Source organism: Bradyrhizobium cajani, assembly GCF_009759665.1.
GTDB classification, from domain to species: Bacteria; Pseudomonadota; Alphaproteobacteria; order Rhizobiales; family Xanthobacteraceae; genus Bradyrhizobium; species Bradyrhizobium cajani.
Genome location: NZ_WQNE01000017.1, coordinates 12,312 through 27,339, shown reverse-complemented (window position 1 = coordinate 27,339; position 15,028 = coordinate 12,312). Strand labels below are relative to the sequence as shown.

At 63.7% G+C, this 15,028-nt stretch carries 13 protein-coding genes and 1 tRNA gene; 4 read left to right on the top strand and 10 right to left on the bottom strand.

Annotation, left to right across the window (positions count from 1 at the left end):
• Positions 1-192: 192 nt before the first annotated feature.
• Both GPL20_RS20540 and GPL20_RS20535 read right to left on the bottom strand, forming a co-directional pair.
• Positions 193-972: a DUF2182 domain-containing protein gene (locus tag GPL20_RS20540; protein ID WP_157331319.1), complete on the bottom strand. Its 780-nt coding sequence runs from the start codon at positions 970-972 to the stop codon at positions 193-195.
• 63 nt (positions 973-1,035) lie between these two features.
• Positions 1,036-1,668 (bottom strand): DUF1326 domain-containing protein, encoded by a 633-nt coding sequence (locus GPL20_RS20535; RefSeq protein WP_157331318.1) that lies wholly within the window; start codon positions 1,666-1,668, stop codon positions 1,036-1,038.
• Positions 1,669-2,186: 518 nt separating this feature from the next.
• Here GPL20_RS20535 and GPL20_RS20530 point away from each other — a divergent pair.
• The 3 genes from GPL20_RS20530 to GPL20_RS20520 are packed head-to-tail and all read left to right on the top strand — an operon-like array spanning position 2,187 to position 4,822.
• On the top strand, positions 2,187-3,440 hold the full coding sequence (locus GPL20_RS20530; RefSeq protein ID WP_157331317.1) for a glycosyltransferase family 2 protein: 1,254 nt from the start codon (positions 2,187-2,189) through the stop codon (positions 3,438-3,440).
• A 12-nt stretch (positions 3,441-3,452) separates the two neighbouring features.
• Positions 3,453-4,499, top strand: coding sequence for an HlyD family secretion protein (locus GPL20_RS20525; RefSeq protein ID WP_157331316.1), 1,047 nt, complete (start codon positions 3,453-3,455; stop codon positions 4,497-4,499).
• An 8-nt stretch (positions 4,500-4,507) separates the two neighbouring features.
• Complete coding sequence (locus GPL20_RS20520) at positions 4,508-4,822, top strand: TackOD1 domain-containing metal-binding protein (RefSeq protein ID WP_157331315.1); 315 nt, start codon at positions 4,508-4,510, stop codon at positions 4,820-4,822.
• Positions 4,823-4,885: 63 nt separating this feature from the next.
• Here GPL20_RS20520 and GPL20_RS20515 read toward each other — a convergent pair whose 3' ends face one another.
• Entirely contained in the window at positions 4,886-8,443 is a 3,558-nt protein-coding gene (locus tag GPL20_RS20515; RefSeq protein WP_246250770.1) for an autotransporter domain-containing protein, read from the bottom strand.
• Between the two features lie 308 nt (positions 8,444-8,751).
• On the opposite strand from GPL20_RS20515, the gene GPL20_RS20510 reads away from it, so the two are divergent.
• The gene (locus tag GPL20_RS20510) at positions 8,752-9,705 is read left to right on the top strand and encodes an AraC family transcriptional regulator (RefSeq protein WP_157331314.1); all 954 of its coding nucleotides are present in this window, start codon (positions 8,752-8,754) and stop codon (positions 9,703-9,705) included.
• Between the two features lie 440 nt (positions 9,706-10,145).
• Here the strand turns inward: GPL20_RS20510 and GPL20_RS20505 are convergent, their stop codons facing one another.
• The 7 genes from GPL20_RS20505 to hisD form a co-directional block, all read right to left on the bottom strand.
• On the bottom strand, positions 10,146-10,541 hold the full coding sequence (locus GPL20_RS20505) for a lysozyme inhibitor LprI family protein (protein ID WP_157331313.1): 396 nt from the start codon (positions 10,539-10,541) through the stop codon (positions 10,146-10,148).
• A gap of 586 nt (positions 10,542-11,127) precedes the next feature.
• Positions 11,128-11,203: transfer RNA gene (locus GPL20_RS20500), tRNA-Phe, on the bottom strand.
• Positions 11,204-11,378: 175 nt separating this feature from the next.
• The gene (gene yacG, locus GPL20_RS20495) at positions 11,379-11,561 is read right to left on the bottom strand and encodes a DNA gyrase inhibitor YacG (RefSeq protein WP_157331312.1); all 183 of its coding nucleotides are present in this window, start codon (positions 11,559-11,561) and stop codon (positions 11,379-11,381) included.
• Positions 11,562-11,729: 168 nt separating this feature from the next.
• Positions 11,730-12,359 carry a Maf-like protein gene (locus tag GPL20_RS20490; RefSeq protein WP_007597557.1) on the bottom strand — a complete coding sequence of 210 codons (630 nt, stop codon included), beginning with the start codon at positions 12,357-12,359 and terminating at the stop codon, positions 11,730-11,732.
• A gap of 209 nt (positions 12,360-12,568) precedes the next feature.
• Positions 12,569-13,036, bottom strand: a complete 468-nt coding sequence (locus GPL20_RS20485; RefSeq protein WP_157331311.1) for an arsenate-mycothiol transferase ArsC — start codon at positions 13,034-13,036, stop codon at positions 12,569-12,571.
• Between the two features lie 72 nt (positions 13,037-13,108).
• A complete protein-coding gene (locus GPL20_RS20480) occupies positions 13,109-13,606 on the bottom strand; it encodes a UPF0262 family protein (RefSeq protein WP_157331310.1) in 498 nt (165 codons plus the stop codon).
• The gene (gene hisD / locus GPL20_RS20475; protein WP_157331309.1) at positions 13,603-14,898 is read right to left on the bottom strand and encodes a histidinol dehydrogenase; all 1,296 of its coding nucleotides are present in this window, start codon (positions 14,896-14,898) and stop codon (positions 13,603-13,605) included. The genes GPL20_RS20480 and hisD overlap by 4 nt, the downstream gene beginning before the upstream one ends.
• Positions 14,899-15,028: the final 130 nt, after the last annotated feature.

The window sequence follows — 15,028 nt, the reverse complement described above, 5'->3', positions numbered from 1 at the left end:
ATTGGGCGCTGTCGTCAATCCGGGTCGCGAGACTAGGAGCGATAGCCTTAAGTTTTGGTTCGGAGAAAGCTCAATTCTTCAGTTTCCGACATCCGTAAAATCGCGGAGGTCGGCCGCTTTTGAAGCAACCTGGCAGTATTAATACATCCGGAAACGGACCTTTCCGCAGCGCCCCCTCGATCCGCCCGTTTCTCACAGCGCCCGCGCAAGAACGATCGTGCCGGACAGGATGAGGGTCGCGCCGGCCACATGGCTGAGCCTTCGACCGAACGGCAGCAGTTTCTCGCCGGCGACATAGAGCGCGATGCCGATGATCCAGACCAGGTTCATCACGCCACCGACGAACAGCAATACCATCAGAAACCAGCAGCAGCCGACGCAGTAGCTGCCGTGGCGAAGCCCCATGCGGAATGCTCCGCGCGCACCAAGCCGCCAATGCCGGCTGAGAAACAACAGCGGGCTCTCGCAGTAACGCAGGCAGGCATGCTTGAGCGGCGTGAACTGGTAAAGCCCCGCGGCAAGCAGGATGGCGCCGCCCAGGACCGCACTGGTCGTCGCCATCGCCATCGACAGCAATCCGAAACGTTCGAGTGCCCATTGTGCCAGGACCGCAACCAGACTGAACCCGGCCCATGTCACGAGATAGCCTGCGAGAAATATCCAGGCATCGATGGCGGCGCGGGATGCAGTCTCCTGCTTGCGCTTGACAGTCACATACAACAGGACGGTCGGCGCTGCGCTCGGCGCCATCATCGCGATCATCATCACCCACCACATCGCGAACAGCAGAGCGGCGTAGAGCGGCGTCCACGGCATCGGTGCCATGTCCGGCATGTCGGCCATCATGTCGGTATCCATGCCGGCGCCGCTCGCGAGATAGGCCCAGGCGAGCGCCGCCACCGCGGCGGTCCCGATCGCGACGATCAGGCGGTCGCGGCGGAGCAGGTGTTCCAGCATCAGGCGTCCCTGCATGGATCTGCCTAGCGTAGCGATGATGAGTTGACGCCGAGGTCTCGTCTCGGCGTCAGCGCCGCATCACGCCGCGACGCCGTCGGGCGTCTGCACGACGTTGGCGAGCGAGCTATGCGTGCCCCGGGTCTCGAACGGGATCGCGCCGGTCGAGCGGATGTTGGATGACGCGACCTCGGCAGCCCTGTGCTCGAACCCCTCGGGCATCACGACCTGGATGCGGTGCGGATCACCCGTCACCGGATTCTTGATCGGCTCGACATCGGTCTCGAGCACGCCCCCGGCGACGAGCTTGGCGACGCGTCCGTCCTTGTCGAAGGAAAACTCGAACGGCGCGAACACCGGATCGTGGATCTTGGTCACGATCAGGCTGAGGATCTGGAAAAGCGTGCCCTCGGCCGAATGCTTGCCGGAAAAGATATCGAACAACGCCTGACGCTGCTCCGCGGTGGCGCGTTCATCGATGATCGGCTGGATCGTGCCGTTGCCCTCATGCAGCGGTCCTGGGAAATCGACCGTGACCGCGAAGCAGAGACCGTCGAGCCTGGTCCCCTCGAAATGCCCTTTGGTGATCCGCATGCCGGCCAGCCCCTTGCAATAGCCTCGGGTCGGCGGTGCATTGAAATCGCAGGGGCAGCCGAACGCGCAAGTGCAATTCTTGATCCATTCGCCTTCGAGACGCCAGTCCGATGCAGCCATGGCACATCTCCCAATGTGAGCGGGGACGCGGCAGCTGTTTGACGAATTTGATCAGCGTTATGTCGAAGCAAGGCGAAAAAGCGCGAGCGGGATCGAGATTCGATCAGAAGGCCGGCATCGCAGAAAAAGTCTGGTGGCGAGCTGCCAGTACCGTCCAATGACGAAAGCATATCACCCGCGGCCGGGCGCGTATAGCAAGCCTGTACGACAGAGCAGCCAGGATTGAGTACCTCCGAGGTCGCAGCAATGACGCGCCATTCGGAGCATGCGAACATTTATGCACTTGAAATATCAATAAAATCTCCACAGGCGGTCGCGCCCCTGCCCGCTTGCGGCAACGGCGGCGATTGCCTCCTCGAGCGAGCCGATCCAGCGATTTGGAGGGAAACGATTAGCGAAGAATCAAGAATGGAGTTCCCCCGAGGCCGCCGATCGCAAAACCCGCTTCGCCCGCCGGTTGCAAAGGCCTAGACTGACACTGGCACGGCGCGCGATGCGCCCAGCGAAGGCAGGTCGGCATGCCCGAGGCATTGCAGTTGATCGCCGATGCGAACTGGATCGAGCTGGCATTCGCGGTCTTCATTTTCGACATTCCGCGATACTCCCTTTCGCTGCTCTCACTTTGCCTCCTTGGCCTGGCGCGCCGATCCCGACAAAGCGACGCGCCGATCGGCGTGTCGATCAGCGTCATCATCCCTGCCTTCAACGGCGGTTCCGGTCTGCTCAGCTCGCTCGAATCGCTGCGGCGACAGACGTTGCCGCCGCACGAAGTCATCGTGGTCGACGACGGATCCACGGATGACACCCGCGCCATTGTCGAGCAGGCCCGCGCCGCCGGGCTGGTGGACATGGTGATCTGCCATGGCACGCGCTGTGGCCGCAGCGCCGCGATCAATGCCGCAGCGCGTTTCGCGAGCGGCGAGCTGCTTCTGACGATGGATGCAGACACGCATTTCCAGCCTGCGGCACTCGCACGGCTGGCGCTGGCGTTCAGGGATCCACGCGTTGCGGGAGCAAGCTGCAACATTGCCATCAGCAATGAGGGCAGTTCGATATGGACGCGGCTTCAAAGCATCGAATACCTGATGTCGATCAGCGCCGGCAGGACAATCCTCGACATTGTCGGCGCGATCGCCTGCCTGTCCGGCGCCTGTTCGATGTACCGCCGCGATGTCTTCGTGCGCCACGGCGGGCTGGACGTCGGCCCGGGGGAGGACCTGGAATTCAGCCTGAGGCTGCGCCGCCTCGGCTACCTCGTTCGCTTCGTGCCGGAGGCCTGGGCGGAAACGGCAGGCCCCGTCGGCGGGCTAAGCCTGCTGCGGCAGCGCGCGCGCTGGGATCGCGATGCCCTGCGAATTCGCCTCATCATGTATGCCGAGCTCGGGTTGTTTCATCGCTTCGAGCGGTTGCCCGACACGTTGCAGAGGCTGGATTTCATCCTGTTCGATCTGATCCCGACACTGATCTTTCCGTTCTACATCGTCTACCTCGTGGTACTGCTCGGCGCCGACGCCTTCTGGTTTATCGCGGCGATCTATTTCCTGCTGGCCTGGATCTCGTTCTTCAACCTGGCACTCGCCGTTGCGCTGTTCGGCCGCTCGCCGAGCCCCGCCAATCTCGGTGCGGTGCTGATCTTTCCGCTCTATCAGGGCAGCTATCTCAGATGTGCCCGGCTGGTCTCCTACTCCTCGGAAATCATCTTCGCCGCTTCGAAGCACGACGATTTCGTGCCGCCGCGCGTGCGTCGTGCGCTGTTCTCCGGCCGTATTTGAAAGACGAGCTTCATGAACGTCGTCATCAACAGGCTCGATCCAAATGTTCCAGATCCCGTGGAAAGCCGCCGGAGCGCGGCGAGCCGCTTTGTACGCATCGTCTACGCGACATGCGTGTTCGGGGTGCTTGCATTCCTTGTCGTCTATTTCGGAGCGCCGCTTGTGTATCTGAATGGACCCGGCACCGTTTCGGCTCCGTCGCACGTCGTCTCGCTGCCCTATATCGTGCAGGTCAAGAGCGTGAATGTGACTCATGGCGCCACGGTCAAGGCCGGCGAAGAGATTGCCCAGGTGCGCTCGCCCGAGCGGGACGGTATCGTGGCCACCTACATGAGGTCACTGGCCGACATCACGAGCCGCAAGTCGGAGCTGCGCATCCGGGCACGCGTGGCGCAGGAGACGCTCGAGGCGGCGAAAGCCTACAGGCAGCTGACCGAGGACGCCGTCGACCAGCTCGAAGGATCGCAGGCCGCGAGCCTCACGTTTCGGTTCGAGCTGATTCGCGAACGCGCGGCGGCGCGGAAAGCCGTCATTTCGCAGGAGGCGGAGATCGCCGAGGCCACCACCCAGCTGGCAGCCCTCGACGCCTTTGGGCAGCAGCTCCGCGACCGTCTCGACGAGGTGGAACGGGATTTCGCCGCTGGCCGTGTGCTCGCGCCGGTCGGCGGCATCGTGTCGACGGGTCTTGCCGATGTCGGACAGTCCCTGGTGGCCGGCACGCCGATTGCTCAAATCCTCGATCCCAGCGACATCTTCGTCGACTGGCACATTCCGAGCGCCCGGCTGGTCGAGCCCCACATCGGCAATGAGGTGCTCGTCGTCTTCGGCAATCGCCGGATCTCGGCAACGATCGCGGAAATCCTGCCGGTGTCCGATGTGTACGCCGGAAGCCGGCAGGCTCTGACACGCGATCGTCCTGCCACCCAGCTCGGACGTCTTCGCTTCACTCCGGGAGCGGTGCCGCCGCCGCTGAATTCAACCGTCCAGGTTCGCATGTACTATACGGAAGTGGCCTCCCGATTGTCCGCGGCCGTGGCCGGTCTGCTCGGCCGGCAATAGACGCGAGCATGCCGAAGGGGACTATGGTGCAGATAGGAGCAAACGAATCGACCTGTCCGGCTTGTGGAGCCGGCGATCTCGCGTTCGCTCCAATCCTTCATCACATGATCTGCGCCTATGTCGGTCCGTCCTATGATTTCATCGAGACGTCCGAAGGCTATCTCTGTCCGAAATGCCGCCATGGCATCGCCTCGGGCGACCCGGCCTGCGAAATCCTCGGCACCTCCGCCCGATGTGGCGCCTGCGGCAGCGAGATGATCGTGTTGCCGGAGCACGCTCAACCATCGACGCCCGCCCCGAATGGTGCTGGTCGGCAACGCTGAGGAGCAAAGGGCTACGGCGCGGTGGACGCGTGATCGCGGCGTGCCGCTTTCAATGTGGGGGCGTTACCATTGATACCTCACCACACCCTTGCCGGCGTAGCTGCGGGTGACGTTGGAGAACTCGCCTTCGAACGTTGCTGCCGCCGACCAGCCGGTCAGCCATTTCTTCTCTGCTGAGGCCGTGACGAGCGCGGCATCAGAGGCTTGCGCTGCGCCGTTGACGACGAAGCTCGCGCCGGGCAGCGCCTGGAAGGTCGCGCCGATCGCGCGATCGGGATTGAAATCGTGGGCCCAGGCGAGGCGGCCGCGCAGGGTGGCGATGCCATCGGCTGTGGCGAAGGACTTGTCAGTGCGCAGGCCGAGCTCGCTGCGGCTGGCGGTGACGCTCTTGGCGGCATAGCCAAGCGCGAACGTATTGGTTCCGGTGACGGCGCTCTCGGCATAGGCTGGAAGATCGAACGTCGTGAACTGGCCCGCGGCATAGGGCGTAAGGCCCATCCAGGGCGTGACAAAGCGATAACCGCCCTCGGCACGCCCCGAATACGCATTGGCGTTGAACTGCGCGCGCAGATGATCGAGGCCGGCAGCCGTGACGAAGCGGTCGGTGGTGATGTCCTGCCAGCCGTAGGCGGCGGCAGCAGCGATGTATGCCGGGCCGGCCGTGTGTCGCACGAATGCGCCGGCCTGGAACAGGTCGGAACGACCGCTGCCGCCATTTGCGACGGAAAAGCTGGTGCCGCCACCGGCGAGCGCAAAGCCTGCAATCGTCGCGGGCGAGAAGCGGTAGTCAACGCCGACCGCGCCGGCGGCGATGCGGCTCGTCGTGTCGTTCGACCCGAGCGCCATGTTGCCATCCGTCGTCTGGGCGCCGCCGAAACCTGCCGACCACACACTCCATTGTGGCTGATAGACTGGCGCGAGCGGGGCCTTGTGATGGACCGCGGCGTAGGCGTCGCGCTCGGCCCGCGAACGGGCGCGGCCCATGGAGGCGTTGGCGGCGTAGCTTTCCTCCGCAAAGGCCGACGGGCCCGGTCCGGCCGCCGTGGCATCGCTGCGACCGCCGATGAAGGGATCGGTGATCAGGCCGAGGAAGAGGTTCATGGCCGTGAAGGTGGTCTGCTGCGCTCCGGTGACGGTTTCGCCCGAGGCCTGCGTCAGGCCAGACGGCGTCAGCGACCCGAATGCGAGTGGAATGCTGCCGGTCGCGTTGAAGGAATTGGTGAGTGCGTTGGCGACATTCTGCTGGTTTACATTGAGGCCCGTCGCCGACGCGAAGTTCAGTGCGAGATTGAGGTAAACGTCATTGCCGACGTAGCTCAGGCTGCCTGTGAAATTCGGTTGGTTGGTGCTGACGACCGGATTGAACGTGCCGACGATACCGGTGGCGCTGAGGATCAGATATTGCTTGGCGACGTTGGCGTCGAGGATGGCAGCATTGACGGTCGCGCCGCCGAGCGTCGCGGTTCCGGTGACGTTGACCCGGTCGGCACTCGAAGCAGATACCTCGACCAGATAGCTTGCCGCCGCGGTGAAGACGAGATTGCCCTGCACGGAGAGCAGACCGATCGAATGGCCGGGCGAAAGCGTACCGCCGTCGATAGTGGTGTTGCCGACGATGCCGTTGCCACCAAGCGTGGCGCCCGCGGTCACCGTGAGGTTGCTCGCCGAAGTAAGGTCACCGTCGACGCCGAGCGTGCCGCCATTGACGTTCACCGGACCTGCAAAGGTGCTGGTGCCGGTCAACGTCCAGGTTGAGTTGCCGATCTTGTTGAATGTGCCAAAGCCCTGATACTGCGCGGCTGCGCCGATCTGCGACACGTCAAAGCTTGCCGCACCACTGCCGCCGAGTTGGAACGTATCGTTACCCGTACCGAGGACGTTGCCTGATATGCTCGAGCCAGGCGCCAGCGTCAGCGTGTTGCCAGCTCCGGCAAACTGGATCGCCGTGCCGCCGCTGATACTGCCGGCATTGAAGATCGAAGAGCCGCCTGCGGCCACGGCCAGGATTCCGATTGTCCCACCTGTGATGCTGGCGCCGGTCATGTTCGTCACCGTCGCGCTGGTTCCGGCGTAGATGCCGTAGGTCGCGATGCCGGTGATCGTCCCGGCATTGGTGACATCGGCGGCGCCAATGGCGACAACGCCGCGCGCGCCGCCCGAGATGGTGGCGCCGGCGGTGTTGGTCACCGTCGCGTTGGAAAGGGCGAAGGCGCCATCGCTGGCACCGGCGGTGCCGGAGATGGTGCCGGAATTGGTGAGGTTGAGAGAACCGCCAGCCGCGCGAATGCCGGACAGGCCGCCCGTGATGTTGCCGGCGTTGGTGACGTCGGCGGCATTGGCATAAACTCCGTACTGTCCGCCCGTGATGCTGGCGGCCGTATTGTTGGTCACAGTCGCCTTGATTTGAGCGAAGATGCCGGAATCCGAAGTGCCGGTAAGACTGCCTGCATTGGTGACATTGGCTGTGCCGGCAGAGTGAATTGCGGATTGACCGCCAGTGATGGTGGCCGCGGCGCTATTGCTCATCACCGTCGCGCTGGTTCCGGCGTAGATGCCGTAGGTCGAGGTGCCGGTGATCGTCCCGGCATTGATGACATCGGCTGTGCCGATGGCGACAACGCCGCGCGTCCCGCCCGAGATGGTGGCGCCGGCGGTGTTGGTCACCGTCGCGTTGGCAAGGGCGAAGGCGCCATCGCTGGCACCGGCTGTGCCGGAGATGGTGCCGGAATTGGTAAGGTTGAGAGAACCGCCAGCCGCGCGAATGCCGGACAGGCCGCCCGTGATGTTGCCGGCGTTGGTGACGTCGGCGGCATTGGCATAAACTCCGTACTGTCCGCCCGTGATGCTGGCAGCCGTGTTGTTGGTCACAGCCGCCTCGATTTGAGCGAAGATGCCGGAATCCGAAGTGCCGGTAAGACTGCCTGCATTGGTGACGTTGGCTGTGCCGGCAGAGTAGATGCCGAATTGACCGCCAGAGATGGTGGCCGCGGCGCTATTGTTCGTCACCGTCGCGCTGGTTCCGGCGTAGATGCCGTAGGTCGCGATGCCGGTGATCGTCCCGGCATTGATGACATCGGCTGTGCCGATGGCGACAACGCCGCGCGCGCCGCCCGAGATGGTGGCGCCGGCGTTGTTGATCACCGTCGCGTTGGCAAGAGCGAAGGCGCCATCGCTGGCGCCGGCGATGCCGGAGATGGTGCCGGAATTGGTGAGGTTGAGAGAACCGCCATTCGCGCGGATGCCGGAAAGGCTGCCCCCGATGGAGGCGTTGGCGTTGTTGCCGACCGTTCCACTTGCGACGAATATTCCGAAGTCTGTACCGGAGACCAAGTTCGCGATGCCGGCGGCAACGCTGACGGTAACGCCAATCTCAACGCCGGTGCCGTAGCCGTTGGTGCCTGCGTTGGTGCCAGGCGCGCCGCCGCCTTGATTGAAGGTGGCGCCCGTGCAGGTCGCCGTCACATTGTCGGCCGCCTGGGGCGTACAGTCAGCCCACGCCGCTCGATCCAGCAATAGTCCCATGGCGAGGGCGAGGGCCAGAGATGGCCCGATGCTCGCGAGCGACATGCGCGGACCGTTTGGACCCGAACCGTCGCGCAAACCAACCGGAAATTTGTTCATGCCAGTATCCCTTGCGCCGCCCGCGCCGCAATGCAAATTGTCGGACGCAATTTCGCATAACGGCCGCGCCACTTCTGTCGCTGGCGGGCCACAGCACTTTCCGGAGGCTTGACGTCAGACGATAGAGACTTTGCAATCTGCGCACTCAGCACGACAAAATGCGTCAGCGTGCCGCAGGCTCTTCGAATTCAATACACAGTTGATCTTATGCGAGCAGGTCCTTTGCATTTTACGCAGCGGGAAGCTGGCTTGAAATTTGCAATCTCCGGGTGAACACTAGGTTCGAAATTCATTGGAATGCATCGCCCATGTCCGCAGCCGAAGATTTTTCGCCCAGGCGCTTCACCACCGATCAATTGCCTGAAAATGAGAGACTGGCGCGATGGCGCGAGGAATTCGGAAGAACGCTGGTGCACGTCGACATCGAACCGGCATCGCATGATGTCCCGTTCAGGGCGGACGCCGTGCTTCAGAACCTCCCGGGTGTACGCATCGCATCCTGCGCCGGCTCGAAGGCGCGCCTCCATCGCACGCGCGCACTGGCTGCCGATGGCGGTGACGGGATTGGCCTGTTCGTCAATCTGGCGGAAGCGGCAATGGTGTCGCAGCGCGACAAGGAATTGGTGCTGAAGCAAGGCGATGCCGTGATTGTCCGTCCGGACGAGCCGGTCCTGTTTTGCGCGACGAGGCATCTTCACTTGTTGTTTCCGCGCGCCGCTCTGGCCGTACGGACGAACGATATCGCCGGCGCGGTCATGAGACCGATTTCGCACGGCGCTTCGCCGCTGCGGCTGCTTCTCGGCTATCTGCATCTCATCCAGGGGGAGCCCGGTCTCGATGAGACGGCGCTGCGGCAGGCGATGGTCAACCACATCCACGATCTCGCCGCCTTGGTGATCGGCCCTACCCACGACGCGCGACAACAGGCAAGGGGCGGCGCCGCCGCGGCACGATTGGCCGCTGCAATCGATTTTATCGGAAGATCTTTCACCGACCCCGAGCTCTCGCTCGCGCATGTTGCCGCGCGCCAGGGTATCTCGCCGCGCTATCTTCAGGAGTTGCTGGAGAAGTCGGGAGCATCATTCACCGCACGCGTGAATGAGTTGAGATTGAAGCGGGCCTTCGCCCTCTTGACCAAATTCCCGGACCGTCCGGTGTCCGAGATTGCCGCCCAGGTCGGATATTCCAACGTCTCGCATTTCAACCGCCTGTTCCGACAACGCTTCGGCGACAGACCGAGCGGTGTACGAGGCCGCTTCTGAGCAAAACATGCCCGCCCTATGCTATGGCGCGGGTCGTGAGGGAGCCCTAGGCGGATCCGGAGCGCCACTCGTCACGAGCACAAATCGGTCAGCCTGGCACCCACGCAGCGCCGTCGCATGAAATCGTGGTCCACGGCACAGAAGCGCAGCTTGGTGCCTAGGGAGGGAATCATACGCAACCACCGACACGAGGAACCGCTGTTTGTTCTCAGTATGGCTGCGTGAGCGCTTGGCACGATGGCGGAGGTTACATCCCGAAACCCACAATCGCGGGAGCCCTGCTTCGTTATTGGCTGGCAGCCTGGCTCGCTGGGAAGCATCGCTTATGGCCAGCCGGAACCCGCCGCTTGTTCGACCCCTAGCGAGGTTCAAATCCTGGAGGCGCAACTACCGATACCAACATCCGGTTCAAGTGCTGATTTGACGAAGGTGTCGACCGCTCAAGGCTTCTCGTTGACGCGCTTTTCGAGCGCCAACGTTCGCTCGACCAAGTCATCCAATTCAAAAGACTGCGATTCGAGGAATGCGACAGACCCATTGTTGGGGTTGACAGCTAGACGGTGGGTCTCGCTCAAATGATGTTTGAGCCAGGTCCTCTGCTCTTGCTGCAATTGCGCTCGCTGCTTGCCCTCGGACCTGTGCAGAAGCGTCTGATAGGCGGCATTCAGCCTCGGGTCCCACTTATCGACTTCGGCTTTGCCGCAATCCAACATTTTCGAGGAAACGCCGTCGGCTTTGGCTATGCACGCGTCGAACTCCGCGCCCTGCTGCGCGCTTGCAGGAAATGCGGCGATATAGAGGGCGGCTCCCAAAGCGCGAGATGATTTCCAGAACATCGTAGCGGTCCTATGCCATTTCCGACCTGAGTAAAATTTGACCTGTCTGTTGTGGCTATTTCGCGATGAGACTAGGAAGGTTGCTGGCGGCCAAAAACCGTAGGCGACCGGCGGAGAGGCGCTCCCTCTTCGCTCCTTCGCTGTCTTCAAGTTCACTCGGTTCTCCTCCGACGCCTTCCGCCATTTCATCATGCGTCAGAGCCTGGACAAGATCGCTCGAAGGAATGGCTGGCAAGTTCACACTGAGGGATTCATCTGAACAGCCGTGGCGGCAAGATGTTGGCCGACGCGGTGCAAGGTTGCTCGATGGGAAGCTCGAATAAAAAACAACTGATGATTGGTCGTGGATTCAATGAAGCCTCTACCCAGAGCGCCAAACATGGCCGGTCAATGAATCCGCAATTGTGGACGCCAATCGCCCAGCTTAGGAGGTCAATATTGCAGGCCGATGATAGCGAGGAGCACGGTCGGACACAGGACCACGGCGATATGCACGCTGGCGCGTCGGGAGAGAAATGCGTGAGCACCCTTCGCGCCGATCATCCAGCGAACGCAATCGTACAAGATCGTGCTCAAGCGTAGTTGTTGGTGCCCAGGGGCGGAATCGAACCACCGACACTGCGATTTTCAGTCGCATGCTCTACCAACTGAGCTACCTGGGCGTGCTCCAAGAGAGGGGCCAAGGCCCATCGAGCGGGCGGTTTATAGTGGGCTGAAGGCTGCCTGTCCACCCACGCTTCGCCTTTGGCTTCGCGGGGGGCTGCCCGGCTGTGCACAAGGTTGGGCAGGATCGTCGCGGCAGGCCGCCAGATCAATCAAGTATTTGATATTATTAGTCTATTCTACGTCATCCGCTCCGTCGTCGCGGCCGGGGATGACATAGGAGCCTTTCAGCCAGCGGTTCAGATCGACATCGCGGCAGCGCGAGGAGCAGAACGGGCGGGTGGCCTGCGACTGCGGCTTGCCGCAGATCGGGCAGGTCTTGAGGGGGGCAGCGGGCGTTTTGACGTGGTCGTCCATGATCGGGGCAACTGACACAGGGGGTGAGGGAGTTCAAGCGCCTGTCGGCAAACGGGTTCCTCGAGCGGCGGCGCATGTGCTCCCGGCAGGTCGGGCGAGCCCAATTCTACTGTGCATGGGGTTGTTTTCGAGATTTTTGTCGGACCGCCCGGCGCGGCTTTCGCGCGGTCAGACGGCCGTGGCGTTGAGCCAGCCGAAGCGGATCGGGAAACCCTCGCCGCCGAGCAGCGTCGTGGTCTCGTACAGGGGCAGGCCGACCACGTTGGTGTAGGAGCCGACCATCTTGACGACGAAGGAGCCGGCGATGCCTTGCACGGCGTAGCCGCCGGCTTTGCCGCGCCATTCGCCGGAGCCGATATAGGCCTGGATGTCGTCCTCCGACAGCCGCTTGAAACGGACGCGGGTCTCGACCAGGCGCTGGCGGAAGGCCTCGCGCGGCGTCACCAGGGTGATCGCGGTGTAGACGCGGTGGTTGCGGCCCGACAGCAGCCGCAGGCACTGCGCGGCCTCATCCACCAAATTGGCCTTGGGCAGGATGCGGCGACCGACCGCCACAACCGTGTCGGCGGAGAGGATGAAGGCACCGCGCAGCTCGTCATCGAGCTGCACCGATTTGAGCGCCGCATCGGCCTTGGCCCTGGCGAGGCGGTTGGCGCAGGCGCGCGGCAGCTCGCCCCGCTTCGGCGTCTCGTCGACGTCGGCCGGCCGGAGCGCGTCCGGCTCGATGCCGGCCTGGTTGAGCAGCGACAGGCGCCGCGGCGAACCGGAGGCAAGTACGAATTTGGGGCGGCCGAGCATCAGGTGATTTGGGGATGAAGCGGAGGGGGTGAATTGCGCGCGGAACCTATCGGAAGGGGCCCGGTTTCACAACCCGGGAACCCGAGCTTAGTGATTCGAGGCGTCCGACGTGGGTTTGCCTGCGGTCCGTGACGCCGGTGTTACGCCGTCTTCACCTCTCCCCGCACGCGGGGCGAGGGAGCAGAGGTGCGGCGTCCGGGGCACGACAGCTACTCGGTCGCAGCGCCGACCTTCGCAAACCGCCGGCGGATGCGCATCAGCAGCTGGTCGCAGACTTCGCGATAGGCGGCGAGCTTCTGGTCGCGGCTGCCTTCGATGGTGGTGGGATCCTGCGTCGGCCAGTATTCGACATCGGCGGCGAGCGTGCGGGTCAATTCCAGCGCCTTGTGGTGCGCCTCCGGCGAAAGCGTGATGATGAGGTCGAAATTCAACCCCTCCCAATCCTCCAGCTCCTCGAAGGTCTGCGGCTTGTGGGGGGAGATGTCCTGGCCGAGTTCGGCCATCACGGCGACCGCGAACGGATCGAGCTCGCCCTTCCTGGCGCCGGCCGATTTCACGTAGAGACCTTGCGGAAACATGTGTTGCAGCAGGCTCTCGGCCATCGGCGAGCGCACGCTGTTCATCGCACAGGCGAACAGCACCGATTGCGGATCGCGTGCGCGTGGCGGCGCAGCCATCCGCGTTTAGCCTCTTTTGACGGAGGGCATGGCCTTGTCGGAAAACCGCTGCACATTTTTCCAAGCCATGCCCTACCCCTTCCAATGCAGGACGGTAATGAGCGTGAACAGCCGGCGCGAGGTCTCGAAGTCGACCCGCACCTTGCCTTTCAGCCGCTCCTGGAGCGTGCGCGATCCCTCGTCATGGATGCCGCGGCGGCCCATGTCGATGGCCTCGATCTTGTCCGGTGTAGCTGTCCGGATCGCCTGATAGTAGCTGTCGCAGATCATGAAATAGTCCTTCACGATCCGCCGGAACGGCGTCAGCGACAATAGATGCGCGACCACGGGCGTGCCGTCCTCGCGGCGGATGTCGAACATCAGGCGGTTGCCGGTGATGCCGATATGCAGCGTGAACGGCCCCTGCCCCTCGGCGCCATCGGGCGCAAACAGATTCTGCTCGATCAGGTCGTAGATCGCGATCGCGCGCTCATGCTCGATGTCGGGACCGGAACGGCCGATCGAGTCTTCGTCGAGCGTGACGCCGACGATGCGATTGGTCGAGTCGTCCTGTTCGGGCGGCTTGTTCATGACAGATTGAGGCGCAATCCAATCGAGCGCGAATGGGCATCCAGCCCCTCCGCTTGTCCGAGCGTCATCGCGGCCGGGCCCAGCGCGCGGAGCTGATCCGGGCCGCATTTCAGGATCGAGGTGCGCTTCATGAAGTCGTGCACGGACAGCCCCGAGGAGAACCGCGCCGAGCGCGCCGTCGGCAGCACGTGGTTGGAACCGCCGACATAGTCGCCGATCGCCTCCGGCGTATGCGCGCCGAGGAACACCGCACCGGCGTTGCGGATCCTGGCGGCGAGCGCGTCCGGATCCGGCGTCATGATCTCGAGATGTTCGGCCGCGATCGCATCCGCGAGCGGGATGGCGTCGGCAAGGTCCTTCACCATGATGATGGCGCCGAAATCGGCCCAGGAGGCGCTCGCAATCGCGGCGCGCGGCAATGTCTTCAACTGCGCCTCGACCGCCTTCTCCACATCGGCGGCAAGGCGCGCGGAATCGGTGATCAGGATCGACTGCGCGCTGGCGTCGTGCTCGGCCTGCGCCAACAGATCAGCGGCGATCCAGTCGGCATTGCCGGTGTCGTCGGCGATGACCAGCACCTCGGAAGGGCCTGCGATCATGTCGATGCCGACCTTGCCGAACACCAGGCGCTTTGCCGCGGCGACATAGGCGTTGCCGGGCCCGACGATCTTGGCCACCGGCGCGATCGTCGCCGTGCCGTGCGCGAGCGCGGCCACGGCCTGCGCGCCGCCGACGCGATAGATCTCGGTGACCCCACCGAGATGGGCTGCCGCCAGCACCAGCGGATTGAGCTTGCCGTCCGGCGCCGGCACCACCATCACCAGACGTGAGACGCCCGCGACCTTCGCCGGCACCGCATTCATCAGCACGGAGGATGGATAGGCCGCGGTACCGCCGGGCACGTAGAGGCCGGCGGATTCGATCGCCGTGTAGCGCCAGCCGAGCTCGACGCCGAGCGGATCGGTGAAGCGCTCGTCCGCCGGGAGCTGACGGCGGTGATAGGTCTCGATGCGGTCGCGCGCGAGCTTGAGCGCGTCCAGCGTCGCGGCATCGCACGCCTTCTTCGCGGCATCGATTTCGGCGGCCGAAACGCGAAGGCCGGATGCATCCAGCGTCAGCCGGTCGAACTTTGCCGTCGCCTCGAGCAGGGCCGCATCGCCGCGCCTCGCCACGTCGTCGACGATGGCGCGCGCGGCGGCCTCGACGTCGGCCGAAACCTCGCGCTTGGCGGCAAGGAAGGCCGCGAATCGCTGGTCAAAATCGGCGCTGCTGCGGTCGAGGCGAACGGGCATGTCTGGCTTGGCTTCTGGCTGGTTTGTCGGGGCGAATTGGCGCACCAGGTCCCCTGCTCAATGGCGCGGCGGGGAAGCGGCGTCAACCCTTGGCCAACCCTTGGCGGCCGGCCGTTGGCTTTCGGAGGTC

What these genes read in the sequence shown, in the direction of transcription:
- GPL20_RS20480 (WP_157331310.1), bottom strand. Translation starts at nt 13,606, where the DNA reads ATGAACAAGCCGCCCGAACAGGACGACTCGACCAATCGCATCGTCGGC.
- GPL20_RS20535 (WP_157331318.1), bottom strand. Translation starts at nt 1,668, where the DNA reads ATGGCTGCATCGGACTGGCGTCTCGAAGGCGAATGGATCAAGAATTGC.
- GPL20_RS20485 (WP_157331311.1), bottom strand. Translation starts at nt 13,036, where the DNA reads ATGGCTGCGCCGCCACGCGCACGCGATCCGCAATCGGTGCTGTTCGCC.
- GPL20_RS20505 (WP_157331313.1), bottom strand. Translation starts at nt 10,541, where the DNA reads ATGTTCTGGAAATCATCTCGCGCTTTGGGAGCCGCCCTCTATATCGCC.
- GPL20_RS20515 (WP_246250770.1), bottom strand. Translation starts at nt 8,443, where the DNA reads ATGAACAAATTTCCGGTTGGTTTGCGCGACGGTTCGGGTCCAAACGGT.
- GPL20_RS20510 (WP_157331314.1), top strand. Translation starts at nt 8,752, where the DNA reads ATGTCCGCAGCCGAAGATTTTTCGCCCAGGCGCTTCACCACCGATCAA.
- GPL20_RS20525 (WP_157331316.1), top strand. Translation starts at nt 3,453, where the DNA reads ATGAACGTCGTCATCAACAGGCTCGATCCAAATGTTCCAGATCCCGTG.
- hisD (WP_157331309.1), bottom strand. Translation starts at nt 14,898, where the DNA reads ATGCCCGTTCGCCTCGACCGCAGCAGCGCCGATTTTGACCAGCGATTC.
- GPL20_RS20490 (WP_007597557.1), bottom strand. Translation starts at nt 12,359, where the DNA reads ATGCTCGGCCGCCCCAAATTCGTACTTGCCTCCGGTTCGCCGCGGCGC.
- GPL20_RS20530 (WP_157331317.1), top strand. Translation starts at nt 2,187, where the DNA reads ATGCCCGAGGCATTGCAGTTGATCGCCGATGCGAACTGGATCGAGCTG.
- GPL20_RS20540 (WP_157331319.1), bottom strand. Translation starts at nt 972, where the DNA reads ATGCAGGGACGCCTGATGCTGGAACACCTGCTCCGCCGCGACCGCCTG.
- GPL20_RS20520 (WP_157331315.1), top strand. Translation starts at nt 4,508, where the DNA reads ATGCCGAAGGGGACTATGGTGCAGATAGGAGCAAACGAATCGACCTGT.
- yacG (WP_157331312.1), bottom strand. Translation starts at nt 11,561, where the DNA reads ATGGACGACCACGTCAAAACGCCCGCTGCCCCCCTCAAGACCTGCCCG.